Source organism: Bradyrhizobium quebecense (assembly GCF_013373795.3).
In the GTDB taxonomy this organism is placed as follows: Bacteria; Pseudomonadota; Alphaproteobacteria; order Rhizobiales; family Xanthobacteraceae; genus Bradyrhizobium; species Bradyrhizobium quebecense.
The window spans coordinates 791,534-807,785 of the sequence record NZ_CP088022.1; the positions used below are offsets into that span (position 1 = coordinate 791,534).

Sequence of the window (16,252 nt, forward strand, 5' to 3'; positions counted from 1 at the left end):
CTCATCGCGCTTTAGATCGTCTGCGCCTGCTTGCGAATTTCATTGGCAAGCGGCCGCAAGGAATCGACCCCGCGCGGCCCGACGAGGCTATAGCCCGTGCCGCCGTCCGCCCACGAGAAACCTGCGATGTCGCCACCCGAATGCGCGGCCATCGGCGCGTTCTGATCCGACGTCATCGGACGGGTCAGGACCACAAGCCGCTCGCCGTGATCATCATCGTACATGAACATGGCCGCCGGACCGTGCGCCGTCGGCACCACCCGTCCGCCCATCAAACGATATCCCGACTTGCTCAGATCCGGCAGCTTGACCGGCTGACGCAACCTGTTGGACACCCATTGCACAAGCTCGGTGCTGTCGCGCAGTTCGACCGGCCGCGTGCGGTCGGAGGCGTACACCTTGTAGGAATCGCTTGCTTCTTCAGCCAGTGCTGCAAGCCCGCCGGCAGGCACCTGTGCCGCGCCACGGATCACCCATCCGCCGAGGCCGCCGATCGAGAGCATCAGCATCGCTGCGATCGCCCAGCGGAACGACGAGGGGCGGCGGCGCGGGCGCTCGATCATCCTGGCGAGGTTGAGCTGCGGCGGCAGCGGTTCTTCGGTGATCGGCAGCAGTACCGATCGCAGAAGGTTACGCTCGTCGGAGTAGGCGGCGATGCGCTTGGCCATATCAGGATGCTTTTCCAGATACGCAATGATTTCCGCCTCGCGCTCCGGCTCCAGCGCGCGATCCACATAGGCATGCAGATCGTCTTCGGTAATGGGTCGATTGCTCATGTCCTGTTCCGCAATTGCACGATATTATTGTTCAGGTCGCCGGCGGTCCCCTCCAGTTCCTGATGCAGCCTTTCGCGAGCGCGCGCCAGGCGCGACATCACCGTGCCGATGGGCACACCGAGCACCTTTGCGGCGTCGGCATAGGACAAGTCCTCGACGCCGACGAGCAGCAGGACCGCACGCTGGTCATGCGGAAGCCTTGCGAGCTTCGCCATGACGTCGCGATACATCACCTTCTGTTCCTGGGCCGCTTCCTGGCCGAATGCGTCCTCGTTGGTTTCGTCGATCGCGACATGGACGCCGCGCGTCGTTGCGCGGCGAAACTGGTTGATGGCGAGATTATGAAGGATTGCGAACAGCCACGGCCGCGGATTGTCCGACCGCCGCTGCTCCCAATGAATCACGGCGCGTTCCAGACAGTCCTGCACCAAATCGTCGGCCGCTGCGTGGTCGCGGACGAGGGCCCGCGCATACCGCCGCAAGGCGGGTATCAGCGGTTCGACCAGGCGCAGCATGTCGTTCATGGCGTTTGCACCTGGATGACCGCACCGAGTTTCGCCGGCTCGCCTGATGCGATGATGAGATAGCGCCGTTCGGCCTTGGCCGCGCTCTGCACGATCTGGCGGATCGGACCGGCGGCGTTGACGATCGCAGAGCCGGCGGGATTGGTCATGAAGGCTGCCAGAGGCTCTACCGATCCCGTCCCGTCGGCATGTTGAGCCAATCCTAGCACGTAGCGCTGCTTGGGTTCGAGCCCGGTGACCGATGCCTGCACCACCTGGATCAGGCCCTGATCGAACAGCGAGACGCTGGTCGGCGGCTTGTCGCCTTTCGCGTCCTGCTTCGGCACGAGCGCGAGGTGCGCGGCCTGGCCGGCGACGCCGAGGGCCTGCAGGTTCTGGCGATCGTCAGGATTCGGCGCGGCGTTCGGCACGTAGGCGATGGCCTGCGGCGCCTGACCGACCGGGATGGTGGCGATCACCTTGTTGGTCGCGGTGTCGATCGCGGCCAGCGCATCGGCATTTTCCAGACCGACATAGACCCGCGTGCCGTCGCCGGACGGCCAGACGCCGTGCGGGAGGTTGCCGACGGCAATGGTAGCGACCTCCGAGAAGTCGTCGGTGCGAAACACCTTGACCTCATTGGTGCCGCCGATGGTTACATAGGCGAACGTCCCCTTGGCGGTCTTCGCGAAATTGACGTGGTTGGTAATCGGGCCGGTGTCGATCGTCTTGATCAGGTTGAACGGCGGCCTGGCGTTGAAGACCTGCGTCCTGCCGACATCCTTCAGCGTGAACCACACCTGCTCGCCGTCCGGCGTCGCTGCGATGTTGGGGCAGAACGGGCTCTCCTGCTTCACCTTGGCCACGATCTGATGGTCGGCCACCGAAACCACGTCGGTCTCCGGATTGAACGAGGAGCAGATGTAGCCGTACTTGCCGTCGGGCGAGAAGATCTGCATGCCCGGTCCCGCCGGCACCTCGATGCGCATCGTTTCCTTGAAGCTCTGCGCGTCGATCACCGAAATGTAATTTTCGCCACGCACGGTGACCCACACTTCCTTGCCGTCGGGCGTGAAGAAGGCCTCGTGCGGCGAGCGCCCGACATAGGTGACGTGCTTGACCGCGTTGGTGGCCGTGTCGATGAAGGTCACCGAATTCGAGCCGATCGAGACGATGGCGAGGGTGTGGTGGTCGGGCGAATAGCCCATGCCGTGGACCAATACCTGTCCCTTGTAGAGCGGGCTGAAATTGCCGGGCTGCGGGTCGCCGAGCCGGATCACGCCGAGCAGCTTGTTGTCGACGGGATCGGTGACCGACACCGTGTTCGAGAACTGCTCGGCGGCGTAGACGCGGTCGTGATGGCTGATCGGAATGTCGGGCGAGGACACGGCACCCGGCGCCTGACCGGCAAACGCGGATGTCGACAGCACGATCATGCTGGTGGCCAACAGGCCCTTCACGAATGGGCTCGTCATCACTTGGTCTCCTGCTTCATCATGTCGTGGTGCATGTTCATGTGATCGTGCGTGGCCGCCGCCGGGCCGGGTTTCGCGCCGGGTTGTTGTGTCGGCGCGGGTGTCGTGTCCGTGACCTGTTCGCCGAGCGCGAGCTTCATGGCGTCGATCTCCTGGCGTTGCTCGACGATGATCTCCTGTGCGATCCGGCGCAGCCGCTCGTTCTTGCCGTAGCGAAGCTCGATCACGGCCATGTCGATCGCACCCTGGTGGTGCGGCGTCATCATCGCGACGAAATCGCGATCGATATCGCCGCTCGGCTTGGCGGCCATGTCATTCATCATCTTGGTCATCGCGGCATCGTTTTCGGCGAGGAAGGCGCTCTCGTCAGCCGTCTGCGCGGTCTGGACCGGATGATCGCCGTCATGCGCGAACGCAGCCGCGGCAACAGCGAGCAGGACGGCCGCGCCGAGCGGCGCGAGGCCGGGTTTGAGGAATTGAGGAAGCATTGCGTCACCCTGGGAGTTGTCGGGGAAGTCTGAGCGGTTCGGCCTTTGGGGCCGGCTTGCATGGGTGGGACGCGGTGGCGAGAGTTCTATTCCGTCGCCGGGTCGATTCTTGTCGATCACGACTTGCTGATCGATGGAATACCCCGTTCCGGCCGAACCGGCCGATTTGCGATCGGCAAGCCACTGGCTATAAGAGGGAATTCCGGTTCCGCTCGGCCGGTTCCTCGATCCTCGCTGCGCAATCGCACGCGCCAACAAGGCCAAGATGTCCGCCAAGATCGATCCAATCACCCGCTCCGTGGTCCAGCACCGCCTGTCGTCGATCGTGAAGGAGATGGGCGAAGCCATGCTTCGCACCTCCTATTCGCAGATCCTCAATTCCAGCCGCGATTTTTCGCTGGCGATCTGCGACACCGGCGGGCGGCTGATCGCGCAGGCCGATCACATCCCGGTGCATGTCGGCGCCTTGCCGTGGGCGACGCTCGCGGTCGAGGAACGCTTCAAGGACGTCGCGCCCGGCGACGTCATCCTGCTCAACGATCCCTATCATGGCGGCAGCCATCTGCCTGATCTCACCGCCTTCGTGCCGGTGTTCGACGGCGGCAAGCGGCTTCTGTGGACCATCGTGCGCGCCCATCAGAGCGACATCGGCGGCGCCACGCATGGCGCCTACAATCCGGCCGCGACCGAGATCTATCAGGAAGGCATTCGGATTCCGCCGATCAAGCTCTACGAGGCCGGCAAGCCGCGCGAGGACCTGCTCGACCTGCTGGCTTTGAACATCCGCAACCCCAGGGAATTCCGCGGCGACCTCGCGGCGATGCTGGGTGCGGCGCATCTCGGCGAGCGCCGCGTCTCAAAACTGTTCAGCGAGTTCGGCGCGGAGACGGTTGAGGCCGCGATCGAGGCCATTCTTGATGCCACCGAGCAGCAGACCCGCGCCGTGGTGTCGAGCTGGAAGGACGGCGTGTTCTATGGCGAAGCCCTGCTCGACGATGACGGCCACGGCCGCACCGACATCAAGATCGCCGCCAAGGTGACCAAGACGGGCAGCGATATCGAGGTCGATCTCACCGGCTCCGATCCGCAGTCGACGAGTTTCGTCAACTCGTCGCACGCCAACATGCAGGCGGCGGTGGCGATGGCCTTTGCCTATCTGATCGACGCCGATATCCCGAAGAACACCGGCGCGCTGCGGCCGCTAAAGGTGGTGGCGAAGCAGGGCACCATCGTGTGGGCCGATCCCGGCCGCCCGGTCACGCTGTGCACCAGCCACCCTTCGAATGAGATCGTCGAAGCCATCATCAAGGCGATGTCGGCCTCCTGTCCGGATCGCGTGATGGGCGGATGGGGTCGCCGCTTCCGCATCGCGATCCAGGGCGAGGATCCGCGCAACGGCCGCAACTTCATCTGGCACATGTTTCAGGCGCGGCCGGGCGGTGGCGCATCGCCGGGCGGCGACGGCTATTCCTCGATCGGCGAGTGGCACTCGGTCGGCGGGCTCAAATTCGGCAGCATCGAGGTCGCCGAGGTGCGCTTTCCGCTGCATTTCCGCCAGCACGAGTTCCGGCCGGATTCGGGCGGCGACGGCCAGCATCGCGGCGGGCTCGGCGTTGCGCTCGACATGGTGCTGGAGACGGCAAAGCCCGCCAAAGGCAATACCGCCGGCGACGGCGCGCGCCATGGCCCGTGCGGCATGCTCGGCGGCAAGGACGGCGAGCCGCATCATTACCGGCTGTTGTCAGAAGGCCGCGCGCCGCGCGTGCTGAAGACCAAGGAGGTCGGCATCGAGCTGCGCCCCGGCGACTGCCTCGAGATCCGCTCGTCCGGCGGCGGCGGCTGGGGTCCGTCCGAGAAGCGAACGGCGGAGGCGAGGGCGCGCGACGTCGCACAAGGTCTGGTTTCGAAGGCGGTATAGGGCAGCGATGTACACGATTGGGGTTGACGTCGGCGGCACCTACACCGACCTGGTTGCGACGGATCAAACCGGGCGCACCGTTTTCGCGAAATCGCCGTCCACGCCGGCCGATCAGTCGATCGGCGTCATGGCGGGACTTGAGGAACTGGCGCGCCGCCTCGGCGTCACCCGCGCGGCGATGCTCGCGGCAACCGATCGTCTGGTGCACGGCACGACGGTTGCGACCAATGCGCTGCTCGAGCGCAAGGGCGCCAGAGTCGCGCTGCTGACCACCGAGGGCCATCGCGACGTGGTGGAGATGCGCGAGGGGCTGAAGCCGGATCGCTACGATCTGCGCACGCCGCCGCCCGAGCCGCTGGTGCCGCGCGAGCGCCGGTTTGGCGTCCGCGAGCGGCTGAAGGCCGACGGCAGTGCTGCAGTTGCGCTCGATGCCGCCGCGCTCGGCGACGTTATCGCCGAGGTGAAACGATCGGGTGCGAATTCGGTTGCGGTCTGCTTCCTGCACGCCTATCTCAACCCCGCGCATGAGCTCGCCGCGGTCGAGCGGCTGGCAAAAGAGCTGCCCGATGTCAGCGTGTCGCGCTCGAGCGACGTGCTGCCGCAGATCAAGGAGTATGAGCGCGTCTCGACCACGATCGTGAACGCCTATGTCGCGCCGACGGTGCGGCGCTATCTCACCAATCTGGAGCGCAGCCTGCATGAGGCGGGCTTCAAGGGCTCGCTGTTCGTCGTGCTGTCGCATGGCGGCATGGCGCCGGTGGAGGAAGCCTCGCGGCTCGCCGCGGGCACCGTGCTGTCAGGCCCGGCCGGCGGCATCTCCGGCAGCCGCCGCTGCGCCGAGATGCTCGGGATTCCCGATCTCGTGCCGTTCGACATGGGCGGCACCTCGACCGACATCTCGCTGATTGCCGACGGCGAAGCCTCGCTGTCCGCCGACGGTATGCTGGCCGGCCAGCGCATCGCGCTGCGCAGCCTCGACATCGCCAGCATTGCGGCGGGCGGCGGCTCGATTGCCGGTGTCGACGGGAGCCGCACGCTGCGGGTCGGGCCGGAGAGCGCGGGCTCGGTGCCGGGCCCGGCGTGCTACGGCAATGGCGGCCTGGCTGCCACCGTCACCGATGCCAATGTCGTGCTCGGCTATCTCGATGCCGCCGCCTTCATGGGCGGCGCGCGGCCGCTCGATCGCGCGGCGTCGGAAGCCGCGGTCGATCGGATCGCGGAGGCGCTCGATCTGTCCCGGATCGAGGCTGCCGCCGGCATCTACAAGATGATCAATCTGAAGATGGCTGACGGCATCCGCCTGATGACGCTGCGCCGCGGCGTCGATCCCCGCAAATTCGCGCTGCTCAGCTTCGGCGGGGCCGCCGGCATGCATGCTGCCGAAGTCGCGCGCGAGCTCGAGATCAAGCGCATCATCGTGCCGACGGTCGCTTCCGTGCTGTCGGCCTGGGGCATGCTGACCAGCGATCTGCGCTATGAGGTCAGCCGCACCCATTACGGCACGGGACGGATCTCGGCCGATGAGGTGAGGGCGCTGTTCGCCGCGCTGGAAGAGCAGGCGGCCGGCCGTTTGCGCGACTGGTTCAAGGGCGACATCGCGATCGAGCGTTCGGCCGAGATGCGCTATGGCGAGCAGGTGTTCGAGATCGACGTGCCGCTCGGCGACCTCGATCTCGGCGCCGCGGATCTCGTCACGGAGATCGAGGAGCGCTTCCATCGCCGCCACGAGGAGCTCTACACCTATGCCTCGCGCGGGCAGGAGGTGGTGTTCGTCAACGCCCGTGTCGCCGCGGTCGGCAAGGTGGCGCACGGCAGCGGCGATGCCGGCGAGGCCGCGTCGGCCGCACCCTGCGCGCCACGCGGCAAACGGCAGGCCTGGTTCGGCGCCTGGCGCGAGGTGCCGGTCTACGCGCTCGACGATCTCAAGCCGGGCCATGCGCTGGCCGGTCCCGCGATCATTGAAGCCGAAACCACGACGGTTCTGGTCGGCAGCGGCGACCGCGTCGCGGTCAACCCGCTGGGCTGGCTCGACATAACATTGCGCTGAGGCTCGCCTCCGCCATCAACATTTCATTTTTCCGGCATCGGCTTGGGCGATAAGCTCCGCTCGCTGGGAGGGAGCGCCGGCCTGGTGGCGGCGTTGTGGCGATGTTGATGCAAACAAAAAGACAAACTGCGCTTTCGATATCCCTGGTCCTTGCAGCGATGCTCGCGGCGTCGCCGTTGCGTGCGCAGCAGGCGCCCGAAGCGAAGACGGACAGCGAGATCCGCGTCGGCAATGTCATGCCCTATACCGGACCGCTCGCCGCGTTCGCGACCATCGGGCGGGCGGAAGCCGCCTATTTCGACATGATCAACGAGCATGGCGGCATCAATGGCCGCAAGGTCAAGTTCATCTCGGTCGATGACAGCTCCAGTCCGAAGACCGCGATCGAGCAGACTCGCGATCTCGTCGAGAGTCAGGACGTGCTGTTGATGTTCGGCTCGTTCGGCACGCCGAGCAACCTCGCCGTGCGAAAATACCTCAACGAGAAGAATATCCCGCAGCTGTTCGTCGCCTCCGGCGACGAGGAGTGGGCGCATCCGAAAACCTTTCCCTGGACCATGGGCTGGCAGCCGACCTTCCGCGCCGAGGGGCGGATCTACGCCAACTACATCCAGGCCGCCTATCCCTCGCGCAAGATCGCGGTGCTGTGGCAGAACGACCAGTTCGGCCGCGATCTGTTCCGGGGATTGCAGGAAGGGCTCGGCGACACTGCGGGGATGATCGTCGCCGATCTCGCTTTCGACGCGTCGGAGACCGCGATCCAGAACCAGATCGGGATCCTGAAAGGCTCCGGCGCCGATATCCTGGTGTTCGACGGTGCGCCGGCGATCGCGGCGCGCGCGATCCGCGCTGCGGCGGACCTCGACTGGCATCCGGTGTTCATCCTCGACAATGCATCGGCCTCGATCGCCAGCGCGTTGCGGCCGGCGGGCCTGCAGAATTCGCTCGGCGTGATCTCGACCTCGTTCCTGAAGGACGCCGGCGACGCCTCCTGGAAGAACGATCCGCAGATCAAGGCGTGGGACGCCTTCATGGACAAGTACTATCCCGACGGCGACAAGGACGACATCTACGCCGTGTTCGGCTATGCCGCCGCCGACACGCTGATGCAGGTGCTGCGCCAGTGCGGCGACGACCTGTCGCGCGAGAACATCATGCGGCAGGCCGCCTCGCTGAAGGACTACCAGAGCCCGATCGCGCTGCCCGGGATCGTGATCAACACCGGACCGAAGGATTTCCGCCCGATCAAGCAGATGCGGCTGGTGCAGTTCGACGGCAATGCCTGGCAGCCGATCGGCGACGTGATCGAGAGCGCGTTCACGCCGGTGCGCGAGGATAATTGAGCACGGTGGTCACTCCATCACCGTTACCCTGAGGAGGCTGCAAAGCAGCCGTCTCGAAGGGGCGACGGCCCGACTGTGGCCGTGCATCCTTCGAGACGACCGCTGCGCGGCCTCCTCAGGATGACGGGTTAGGCGGTGCCGCCGCTCAGCTCCCTAAGTAACCACCTACTTCTTGAGCCCGTAATTCAGCAGGCCGCCCTTGTTCTGCGGCGGATGCGCGCGCAGGCCTTCCTCGTTCGGCTCGGTGCCCCAACCCGGACGATCCGGGATCACGAGATGGCCGTCGACGAACTCCGGCACGTGGGTGAACAGCTCGTGGTCCCAGGCCAGGCGATCGATGTCGGTCTCCATGATGCGCAGGTTCGGCACCGCCGCGCAGAAATGCGCGTTCATCATGGTGCAGAGATGGCCGTAGAAATTATGCGGTGCCACGTTGACCTCGAAATGCTCGGCGGCAGCGGCGATCTTCATCGACTGCCAGACGCCGTTCCACGGCGTGTCGATGATCGCGACGTCCATCGCCTGCTCGGTGAAGTAGGGCAGGAATTCGCGCAGGCCCAAAAGCGTCTCGCAGGACGAGATCGGGTGCGGGCTCTGGCGGCGGATATAGCCGAGCGCTTGCGGGTTGAAGGTGTCGATCTCGACCCAGAACATATCCATCTTCTCGATGGCGCGCAGGATCTTCAGATACCCCTCGGTCTTGGCGTTGAAGTTGAGGTCGAGCAAGAGATCGACATCCGGCCCCGCGCCGTCGCGTATCGCTTCCAGATGCATGCAGAGATTGCGCAGCACATTGCGGTCGACATTGATCTCGGGCTGGAACGGCGAGCCGAAGCCGGGGCGCCAGCCTTGCGGCTTGCCATCGGTATAGACGAAGATGTTGGTCTTCATCGCCGTGAATTTTTTCTCGCGCACCTCGGCCCCGATCGCCTTGACGCCGTCGAGGTCGGTGATTGCAGGCTTGTACCAATCCGGATGATTGATGCGCCAGGTCGCGCAATGCGACCAATAGACCCGCACGCGGTCGCGGATCTTGCCGCCGAGCAGATCGTAGCAGGGCACGCCGAGCGCCTTGGCCTTGACGTCGAGCAGCGCGTTCTCGATCGCCCCGAGCGCCAGCGCCACTACGCCGCCGGCGGCGGGGCGCGTCGCGGCGAACAGTTCGACATGGATGCGCTCGTGCTCGAATGCGTTCTTGCCGACCACGCGCGCCGACAGCCGCTCGATCGCAGCCGTCACGCCGGGGGCGCCAAAGCCCTCGTCATATTCGCTCCAGCCGACCAGCCCGTCTGACGTCGTCACCTTGACGAAATGATAATTCCGCCAGCCGGCATCGCAGGCGAGCGTCTCGACGCTTTTGATCGTGGTGGATTTGCTCATGGTTTCCTGCCCGGCGTTTGTTGGTGTTGAAGAGAGCACAATAGCGGATCGAGCAATGCGTCAACCGCACGGCGGCAGACCGTCAGCGCACGCTTGTTGCAAAGTGCTGCGGCAATCCAGTGAATTCCGTGAAGCGGAAGAAAATTCCACTTGCATCACACAGTCGGCGCGGCTTCAAGTTCAGGCAACAAGAAACTGAATCAGCCGATGGCATCGGCTGGTCATTTTGTCGCGAGGAAGCGTGATGGGCGCGTTGTCGCATCTGCGGATAGTCGAGATCGGAAGTGCGGCGGCGACGAGCTATTGCGCGCGGCTGTTCGCTGATTTCGGCGCCGATGTGCAGAAGGTCGAGTCGCCCGCGGGCGATCCGCTTCGCCGCGCTGCGCCGCTGACGCCGCGGGGGCACAGCGCGTGGTTTGGGTTTCTCAATTTCAACAAGTCGAGTGTCGTGCTCGACCGGAGCGACGTGAGCGCCACGTCGCGCCTGCGTGAGCTGATTGCCGGCTGCGACATCCTGCTCGATGGGCGCGGCATCGATGCGGCCAATTGTCCCGGCGTCGATCTCGATGCGATCAAGCGGAACAATCCGGGCCTGATCCATCTCGACCTCGCCTGGTTCGGCGATCGCGGTCCCTATGCCAATTTCGCGGCGACCGACTCCACCATCCGCGCGTTGACCGGGCTTGTGAAGCTGGTCGGACCCGAGCAGGGACCGCCGATGCACGCGCCGGACTTCCAGACCGGGATTCTCGGCGGGCTGTGGGGCTTCATCGCGGCCGCCTCGTCGGTGCTCGGCCGCATGCAGGATGGGCGCGGGCGCAGCAGCCATCTCAGCCTGTTCGAGGCCTCTATCGCCGTCACCGAATACATCATGTTCGAGGCGTTCCAGCGCGGTGACATCATGCGGCGGATCGGCGTCAACCGGTTCTGGCCGACCTTTCCGGTCGGCATCTACGAGACCAAGCAGGGCTGGCTCGGCGTCACCACGGTGACCCCGGCGCAGTGGCGCGCGTTCTGCGAGATGCTGGGGCTCACCGATCTGCGCGACGATCCGACGCTGGTCATGGGCGTCGACCGGCTGCAACGCGTCGCCGAGATTGAAGGCAAGATCCTGCCGAAGCTGAAGCAGCGCACCGCGCAGGAATGGTTTGCCGAGGGGCTCAAGCGCAAGATCCCGATCGTCCCGGTGCCGGAGATCGCGGATCTCATCGCCGATGAAGAAAAGCGTGCGCGCGGCGCCATCGTCCCGATCACGGTCGGCAACGAGACCGGCTTTTCCGCCGGCACGATGCAACGATTGACGGGAACGCCGCCGCTGCGCGGTGGCCGCGTGCCCGATCTCGGCGAGCAGCAGGTAAGGCCCGAGGCTGCGCCGCGTGCGCCGGCACCGAAGCCGGCTCCGACCAATCGCCTGCCGCTCGAGGGCATCCGCGTCGTCGATTTCTCGATGGGATGGGCCGGGCCGATCTGTACCCGCACGCTCGCCGATCTCGGCGCCGACGTCATCAAGATCGAGGCGACCCAGTATCCGGACTGGTGGCGCGGCGTCGACCGCCGCCCGGCCTATGTGCTGGAGCAGATGTACGAGAAGTCGGTGCGCTACTGCATCATGAACCGCAACAAGCGCGGCATCACGCTCGATCTGACCCGGCCGAAGGGGCTTGCACTGGCCAAACGCCTGCTCGCCGATGCCGACCTCGTGGTCGACAATTATTCGGTCGAGGTGCTGCCCAAGCTCGGTCTCGGCTACGACGTGCTGAGCGAGATCAATCCGAAGCTCGTGATGATGTCGATGTCGGCGTTCGGTGCCGGCAGCATGCATCGCGATTGCCGCGCTTACGGTTCGACCTTGGAGCAGGGCTCCGGCCTGCCAAGCGTGGTCGGTGATCCCGGCGGCCCGCCTGTGATGAGTCACACCGCGTTCGGCGATGCCGTCGGCGGCCTCAACGGCGCTGCCGCGGTGTTGACGGCGCTGATCCACGCCAGGCTGACGGGGCAGGGGCAGTTCATCGATCTCGCGCAGATCGAGTGCATGATGCCGTTCGCCGCACCCTGGATCATGGCGCATTCGATCGGCGGCAAGCCGCCGACGAAGTATGGCAACCGCCATCCTGACTTCGTGCCGCACGGCTGCTTTCGCTGCGATGGCGAGGACAACTGGATCGTGGTCGCGGTGTCCGATGACGCGATGTGGCCCAGGCTCGCGCGGCTGCTCGGCCGCGAGGACTGGGCGACGGACGAGACGCTCAAGGCGGCCGCGGGCCGGCGCGCCATCGAGGCCGAGATCGAGGCTGCGATCACGGCCTGGACCTCGGCACGCGATCCGGACGCGGTGATGGCTGCGTTGCAGGCCGAAGGGATCGCATCCGGCGTCGCGCGGCTGCCGATCGATCTGCTGCAGGACCCGCAGCTCGACGCCCGCGATTTCATCCAGCAGGTCGACCGCGCCTTCATCGGCAAGCATCCGCAGCCGTCGATGCCGTTCCGCGAAAGCGAGGCGCCGTTCGCGATCCGCTCGGTGCCGCCGACGCTCGGCGAGCACAATCGCGAGATCCTGTCCGGCATGCTCGGCCTCTCCGACGCCGAGCTTGAGGAGCTCAGCCGCGAGGGCATTATCGGCACCGAGATGCTGATGGAGGAGCAGCTGGTGAAAGAGAAGAAGCGGGCGGCGGGTTGATGGAGGCAGGCCAGCCGGCACAGCGCAGGGCGGAGGGCGCGCGCGACGGCGCGCGGCCGCTGCTGTCCGTGCGCGGGCTCGGCATCCGTTTCAGGACCGCGCAGGGCGTCTGGCAAGCGACGCGCCGGATCGATTTCGACATCGCGCCCGGCGAGCGGGTCGGAATTGTCGGCGAGAGCGGCTGCGGCAAGACCATCACCGGCCTGTCGATCCTGCGCCTCTTGCCGGGCAATTTTGCCGGCCTCGACGGCAAGATCCTGTTCGACGGCACCGATCTCGCCTCCTGCAGCGCGTGGCAGATGCGCGCGATCCGAGGCAAGCGGATCGCGATGATCTTCCAGGAGCCGATGAGCGCGCTCGATCCGGTCTTCACCGTCGGCCACCAGATCGCGGAGACGCTACGCGTCCATACCGATGTCAGCTACGAGGAAGCACGCGCCAAAACCCTGGAGATGCTCCGCCGCGTCGGCATCGCCTCGCCGGAGCGGCGGATCGACGACTATCCGCACCAGCTCTCCGGCGGCATGCGCCAGCGCGTGATGATCGCGGCAAGCCTGATTTGCGGCCCGCAGCTCCTGATCGCGGACGAGCCAACCACCGCGCTCGACGTCACCGTGCAGGCGCAGATCCTCGAACTGCTGCGCGACATCAGCGAGACCTCGAAAACCGCGCTGATGCTGATCACCCATGATCTCGGCGTCGTCGCCGAGACCTGCACGCGGATGATCACGATGTATGCCGGCGAGGTGATCGAGGACGCCACCGTCGACGAGGCGCTGGTGCGGCCGCTGCATCCCTACACGTCGGGTCTCCTGCGCTCGCTGCCGCATTTGAGCCCGCGGCACGGTCGGCTGCCGTCGATCCCGGGCCGGGTGCCGTCGATCGCGGAGATGCCGGCCGGCTGCCGCTTCCGCGCCCGCTGCGCGCATGCCGCCAAGGGCTGCGAGGCCGAGCAGAAGCTGCAGGACGCCGGCGGCGGCCGCAAGGTGCGCTGCTGGCGCTTTGCCGAGCTCAATTTGCCGGGCGCGCTGCACCCGCCCGATACGCCGGCTGCTGCGAAGGTCGCGACGCAATGACCGCAGCATCCGCTGAACAGCGCAGCGAGCCCATCATCTCGGTGCGCGACCTCCAGGTCCGCTTCCAGACCTCGGACCGTCGCGCCACCGTGAAGGCGGTCGATGGCGTCAATTTCGACGTCCGCCGCGGCGAGACGTTTGGCATCATCGGCGAATCCGGATCGGGCAAGACCACGATCGGCCGCGCGCTGGTGTTTCTGCTGAAGCCGAGCGCCGGCGCCATCCTGCATGACGGCATCGACCCGCTGGCGCTGCCGCGCCAAGAATTCCAGAGCCATCGCCGCGACTATCAGATCATCTTCCAGGATCCGAACGCGGCGCTGAATCCGCGCATGACGATCCTGGCCTCCGTGCTCGAGCCGCTGCAGCTTGCCCGCGTCGGCAGCCGCGCCGAGCGGGAGCGGCTAGCGCGGGAGGCGCTGGAGCGCGTGGGGCTGCCGCAGGAGTTCGGCGAGCGCTATCCGCACCAGCTGTCCGGCGGCCAGAAGCAGCGCGTCGTGATCGCCCGCGCGCTGACCTTGAAGCCGAAACTGATCGTCTGCGACGAGGTGGTGGCCGCGCTCGACATGTCGATCCGCGGCGATGTGCTCAACCTGTTTGCCGATCTGCAGCGCGACCTCGGGCTGACCTATGTCTTCATCACCCATGATCTTGCCGTGGTCTCGCATATCAGCGAGCGCGTCGCTGTCATGTATCTCGGCCAGTTCGTCGAGCTCGGGCCGACCGAAGAGGTCGCCGAGCGGCCGCTGCACCCCTACACCATCGCATTGCTGTCGGCCGAGCCGCGACCGCTGCCGTCATCGATGCGCGAGGCGCAGCGGATCGTGCTGCAGGGCGAGGTGCCGAGCCCGATCGATCCGCCGTCGGGCTGCCGCTTCCGTACCCGTTGCCCGCACGCGCAGCCGCTCTGCACCGAGCGTGTGCCGGAGTGGCGCGAGTTGAAGCCCGATCACTGGGTGGCCTGCCATTTCGCCGACCGCCCGAATTTTTCGCCGAACTCACAACCGGAGACAACGCCATGACGATGACGACACGACGCGAGGCCATGGCGCTGATCTCGGGGGCGCTCGCCAGCACCGCGCTCGGCGGCAGCGCGTTTGCGCAAGCCGCGCCGAAGAAGGGCGGCACCTTGCGGATATCAGCGCTGGCCAATCCGTCGAGCCTCGATCCGGCAACCGGCGGCGCCGGCTCCGACCACGCCTTCCTGTTCACGATGTACGACACGCTGACCGAATGGGAGTTCGAGACGCTGAAGCCGAAGCCGGGTCTTGCGGAGAGCTGGAAGTTCACCGATCCCAATACGCTGGTGCTCAATATCCGCTCAGGCGTCACCTTCCATGACGGTACGCCGCTCGATGCGGAAGCTGTCAAGTTCAACCTCGATCGCAACCGGAGCGACGCGAAGTCGAACATCAAGGCCGATCTGCTCTCGGTCGCCTCGGTCGAGGTCACCGGTCCGCAGCAGGTGACCTTGAAGCTGAAGACGCCGGATACCGCGCTGCCCGGCATTCTCTCCGACCGCGCCGGCATGATGGTCTCGCCGACGGCGCTGAAGGCGGCCGAGGGCGGCGTCGTGACGCGCAAGCCGGTCGGCGCCGGCGCCTACGCCTTCGTGAGCTGGGCCGACGGCGAGAAGATCGTGGTCAAGCGCAACGAGAAATACTGGAAGCCGGACCGGCCTTGGCCGGACGGCATCGAGTTCTCGATCATTCCCGAACTCACCACCGGCGCGCGCTCGGTCACCGCCGGGCAGAACGACCTGATCTATCAATTGCCGCCGCGGCAGAAAGCGATCATCGAGCGCGCCTCCAGCGTCAAGGTGGTGCACGGCCCGACGCTCTACGTGCTCCAGATTTTCCTCAACTGGGCCAAGCCGCCGTTCGACAACGTCAAGGTTCGCCAGGCGCTCAACTTCGCGATCGACCGCGAGTCCTTCGTCAAGGCCGCGCTCGCCGGCCTCGCGGAGCCCGCCTACATGAACTTGCCGAAGGCGCATTGGGCCTATGATGCCGAGGTCGCCAAACTCTATCCCTACGATCCCGACAAGGCACGCAAGCTCCTCGCCGAGGCTGGCTTAAAGGAGGGCACCCCGATCGAGCTCGGCGGCTATCCGGACCAGGATTCGGTGCAGCGTCAGGAGATCCTGATCGAGCAGTTGCGCAAGGCCGGCATGAATGTGCGGTTCGTCAATGCCCCGATCGCGGAGGCCTCTGCAGCGTTCTTCGGTCCGGAGAAGAAAGGGGCCGGGCTGCTCTCGGCCTGGACCGGACGGCCCGACCCGAGCCTGACCTATTCTTTGATGTTCACCAAGGACGCCTATTACAATGGCGGTCGCGCGCCGGTGCCGGCCGAACTCGAGGCCGCGATCAAGGAATCGCGCGCGTCTGAGGATATCGAGGTCAGGCGCAAGGCGTTCTCCATTGTGCAGCGACTGGTCATGGAAAACGCCTTTGTGGCGCCGCTGGCGTTCCAGTTCGAGCTGGTTGCCATGAACAAGAAGGTGCAGGGTTATCGGCCCAATCTTCTTGGCAAACCTAAATACGACGACGTCTGGCTCGAAGGCTGAACC

The 16,252-nt window shown here is 65.8% G+C and carries 12 protein-coding genes; 7 read left to right on the forward strand and 5 right to left on the reverse strand.

Translation table 11 applies throughout. The features are described from left to right. Positions 1–11: 11 nt before the first annotated feature. From HU230_RS03880 to HU230_RS03895, 4 genes are read right to left on the reverse strand one after another with little or no spacing between them, the layout of a single operon-like run. Positions 12–776 (reverse strand): anti-sigma factor family protein, encoded by a 765-nt coding sequence (locus HU230_RS03880; protein ID WP_176532842.1) that lies wholly within the window; start codon positions 774–776, stop codon positions 12–14. After that, on the reverse strand, positions 773–1,300 hold the full coding sequence (locus HU230_RS03885) for an RNA polymerase sigma factor (protein WP_176532841.1): 528 nt from the start codon (positions 1,298–1,300) through the stop codon (positions 773–775). Before HU230_RS03885 ends, HU230_RS03880 begins: the two co-directional genes overlap by 4 nt. After that, entirely contained in the window at positions 1,297–2,754 is a 1,458-nt protein-coding gene (locus HU230_RS03890) for a YncE family protein (protein WP_176532840.1), read from the reverse strand. Before HU230_RS03890 ends, HU230_RS03885 begins: the two co-directional genes overlap by 4 nt. Further along, entirely contained in the window at positions 2,754–3,242 is a 489-nt protein-coding gene (locus tag HU230_RS03895; RefSeq protein ID WP_176532839.1) for a DUF305 domain-containing protein, read from the reverse strand. Before HU230_RS03895 ends, HU230_RS03890 begins: the two co-directional genes overlap by 1 nt. 265 nt (positions 3,243–3,507) lie before the next feature. Between HU230_RS03895 and HU230_RS03900 the strand changes: the two genes are divergently transcribed. The 3 genes from HU230_RS03900 to HU230_RS03910 all read left to right on the forward strand — a co-directional run bounded on the left by HU230_RS03900 (position 3,508) and on the right by HU230_RS03910 (position 8,550). Further along, positions 3,508–5,160 (forward strand): hydantoinase B/oxoprolinase family protein, encoded by a 1,653-nt coding sequence (locus HU230_RS03900; RefSeq protein WP_176532838.1) that lies wholly within the window; start codon positions 3,508–3,510, stop codon positions 5,158–5,160. A gap of 7 nt (positions 5,161–5,167) precedes the next feature. Beyond that, a complete protein-coding gene (locus HU230_RS03905; protein WP_176532837.1) occupies positions 5,168–7,207 on the forward strand; it encodes a hydantoinase/oxoprolinase family protein in 2,040 nt (679 codons plus the stop codon). Positions 7,208–7,314: 107 nt separating this feature from the next. Then, a complete protein-coding gene (locus tag HU230_RS03910; protein ID WP_176532836.1) occupies positions 7,315–8,550 on the forward strand; it encodes an ABC transporter substrate-binding protein in 1,236 nt (411 codons plus the stop codon). A 165-nt stretch (positions 8,551–8,715) separates the two neighbouring features. On the opposite strand, the gene HU230_RS03915 is transcribed toward HU230_RS03910, so the two are convergent. Then, positions 8,716–9,930 carry a mandelate racemase/muconate lactonizing enzyme family protein gene (locus tag HU230_RS03915; RefSeq protein WP_176532835.1) on the reverse strand — a complete coding sequence of 405 codons (1,215 nt, stop codon included), beginning with the start codon at positions 9,928–9,930 and terminating at the stop codon, positions 8,716–8,718. A gap of 244 nt (positions 9,931–10,174) precedes the next feature. Between HU230_RS03915 and HU230_RS03920 the strand changes: the two genes are divergently transcribed. Genes HU230_RS03920 through HU230_RS03935 form a run of 4 tightly spaced genes read left to right on the forward strand, consistent with a single transcriptional unit; the run spans position 10,175 to position 16,249 of the window. Then, the gene (locus tag HU230_RS03920) at positions 10,175–12,607 is read left to right on the forward strand and encodes a CaiB/BaiF CoA transferase family protein (protein ID WP_176532834.1); all 2,433 of its coding nucleotides are present in this window, start codon (positions 10,175–10,177) and stop codon (positions 12,605–12,607) included. Beyond that, complete coding sequence (locus HU230_RS03925) at positions 12,607–13,683, forward strand: ABC transporter ATP-binding protein (protein WP_176532833.1); 1,077 nt, start codon at positions 12,607–12,609, stop codon at positions 13,681–13,683. The genes HU230_RS03920 and HU230_RS03925 overlap by 1 nt, the downstream gene beginning before the upstream one ends. After that, complete coding sequence (locus tag HU230_RS03930; protein ID WP_176532832.1) at positions 13,680–14,705, forward strand: ABC transporter ATP-binding protein; 1,026 nt, start codon at positions 13,680–13,682, stop codon at positions 14,703–14,705. The genes HU230_RS03925 and HU230_RS03930 overlap by 4 nt, the downstream gene beginning before the upstream one ends. Continuing rightward, on the forward strand, positions 14,702–16,249 hold the full coding sequence (locus HU230_RS03935) for an ABC transporter substrate-binding protein (RefSeq protein ID WP_176532831.1): 1,548 nt from the start codon (positions 14,702–14,704) through the stop codon (positions 16,247–16,249). The genes HU230_RS03930 and HU230_RS03935 overlap by 4 nt, the downstream gene beginning before the upstream one ends. Positions 16,250–16,252 lie beyond the last annotated feature (3 nt).

Excerpts from the sequence above, each read along its gene's own strand:
- HU230_RS03900 (WP_176532838.1), top strand. The coding sequence starts at position 3,508 with ATGTCCGCCAAGATCGATCCAATCACCCGCTCCGTGGTCCAGCACCGC.
- HU230_RS03905 (WP_176532837.1), top strand. The coding sequence starts at position 5,168 with ATGTACACGATTGGGGTTGACGTCGGCGGCACCTACACCGACCTGGTT.
- HU230_RS03910 (WP_176532836.1), top strand. The coding sequence starts at position 7,315 with ATGCAAACAAAAAGACAAACTGCGCTTTCGATATCCCTGGTCCTTGCA.
- HU230_RS03890 (WP_176532840.1), bottom strand. The coding sequence starts at position 2,754 with ATGACGAGCCCATTCGTGAAGGGCCTGTTGGCCACCAGCATGATCGTG.
- HU230_RS03935 (WP_176532831.1), top strand. The coding sequence starts at position 14,702 with ATGACGATGACGACACGACGCGAGGCCATGGCGCTGATCTCGGGGGCG.
- HU230_RS03920 (WP_176532834.1), top strand. The coding sequence starts at position 10,175 with ATGGGCGCGTTGTCGCATCTGCGGATAGTCGAGATCGGAAGTGCGGCG.
- HU230_RS03880 (WP_176532842.1), bottom strand. The coding sequence starts at position 776 with ATGAGCAATCGACCCATTACCGAAGACGATCTGCATGCCTATGTGGAT.
- HU230_RS03930 (WP_176532832.1), top strand. The coding sequence starts at position 13,680 with ATGACCGCAGCATCCGCTGAACAGCGCAGCGAGCCCATCATCTCGGTG.
- HU230_RS03885 (WP_176532841.1), bottom strand. The coding sequence starts at position 1,300 with ATGAACGACATGCTGCGCCTGGTCGAACCGCTGATACCCGCCTTGCGG.
- HU230_RS03915 (WP_176532835.1), bottom strand. The coding sequence starts at position 9,930 with ATGAGCAAATCCACCACGATCAAAAGCGTCGAGACGCTCGCCTGCGAT.
- HU230_RS03895 (WP_176532839.1), bottom strand. The coding sequence starts at position 3,242 with ATGCTTCCTCAATTCCTCAAACCCGGCCTCGCGCCGCTCGGCGCGGCC.
- HU230_RS03925 (WP_176532833.1), top strand. The coding sequence starts at position 12,607 with ATGGAGGCAGGCCAGCCGGCACAGCGCAGGGCGGAGGGCGCGCGCGAC.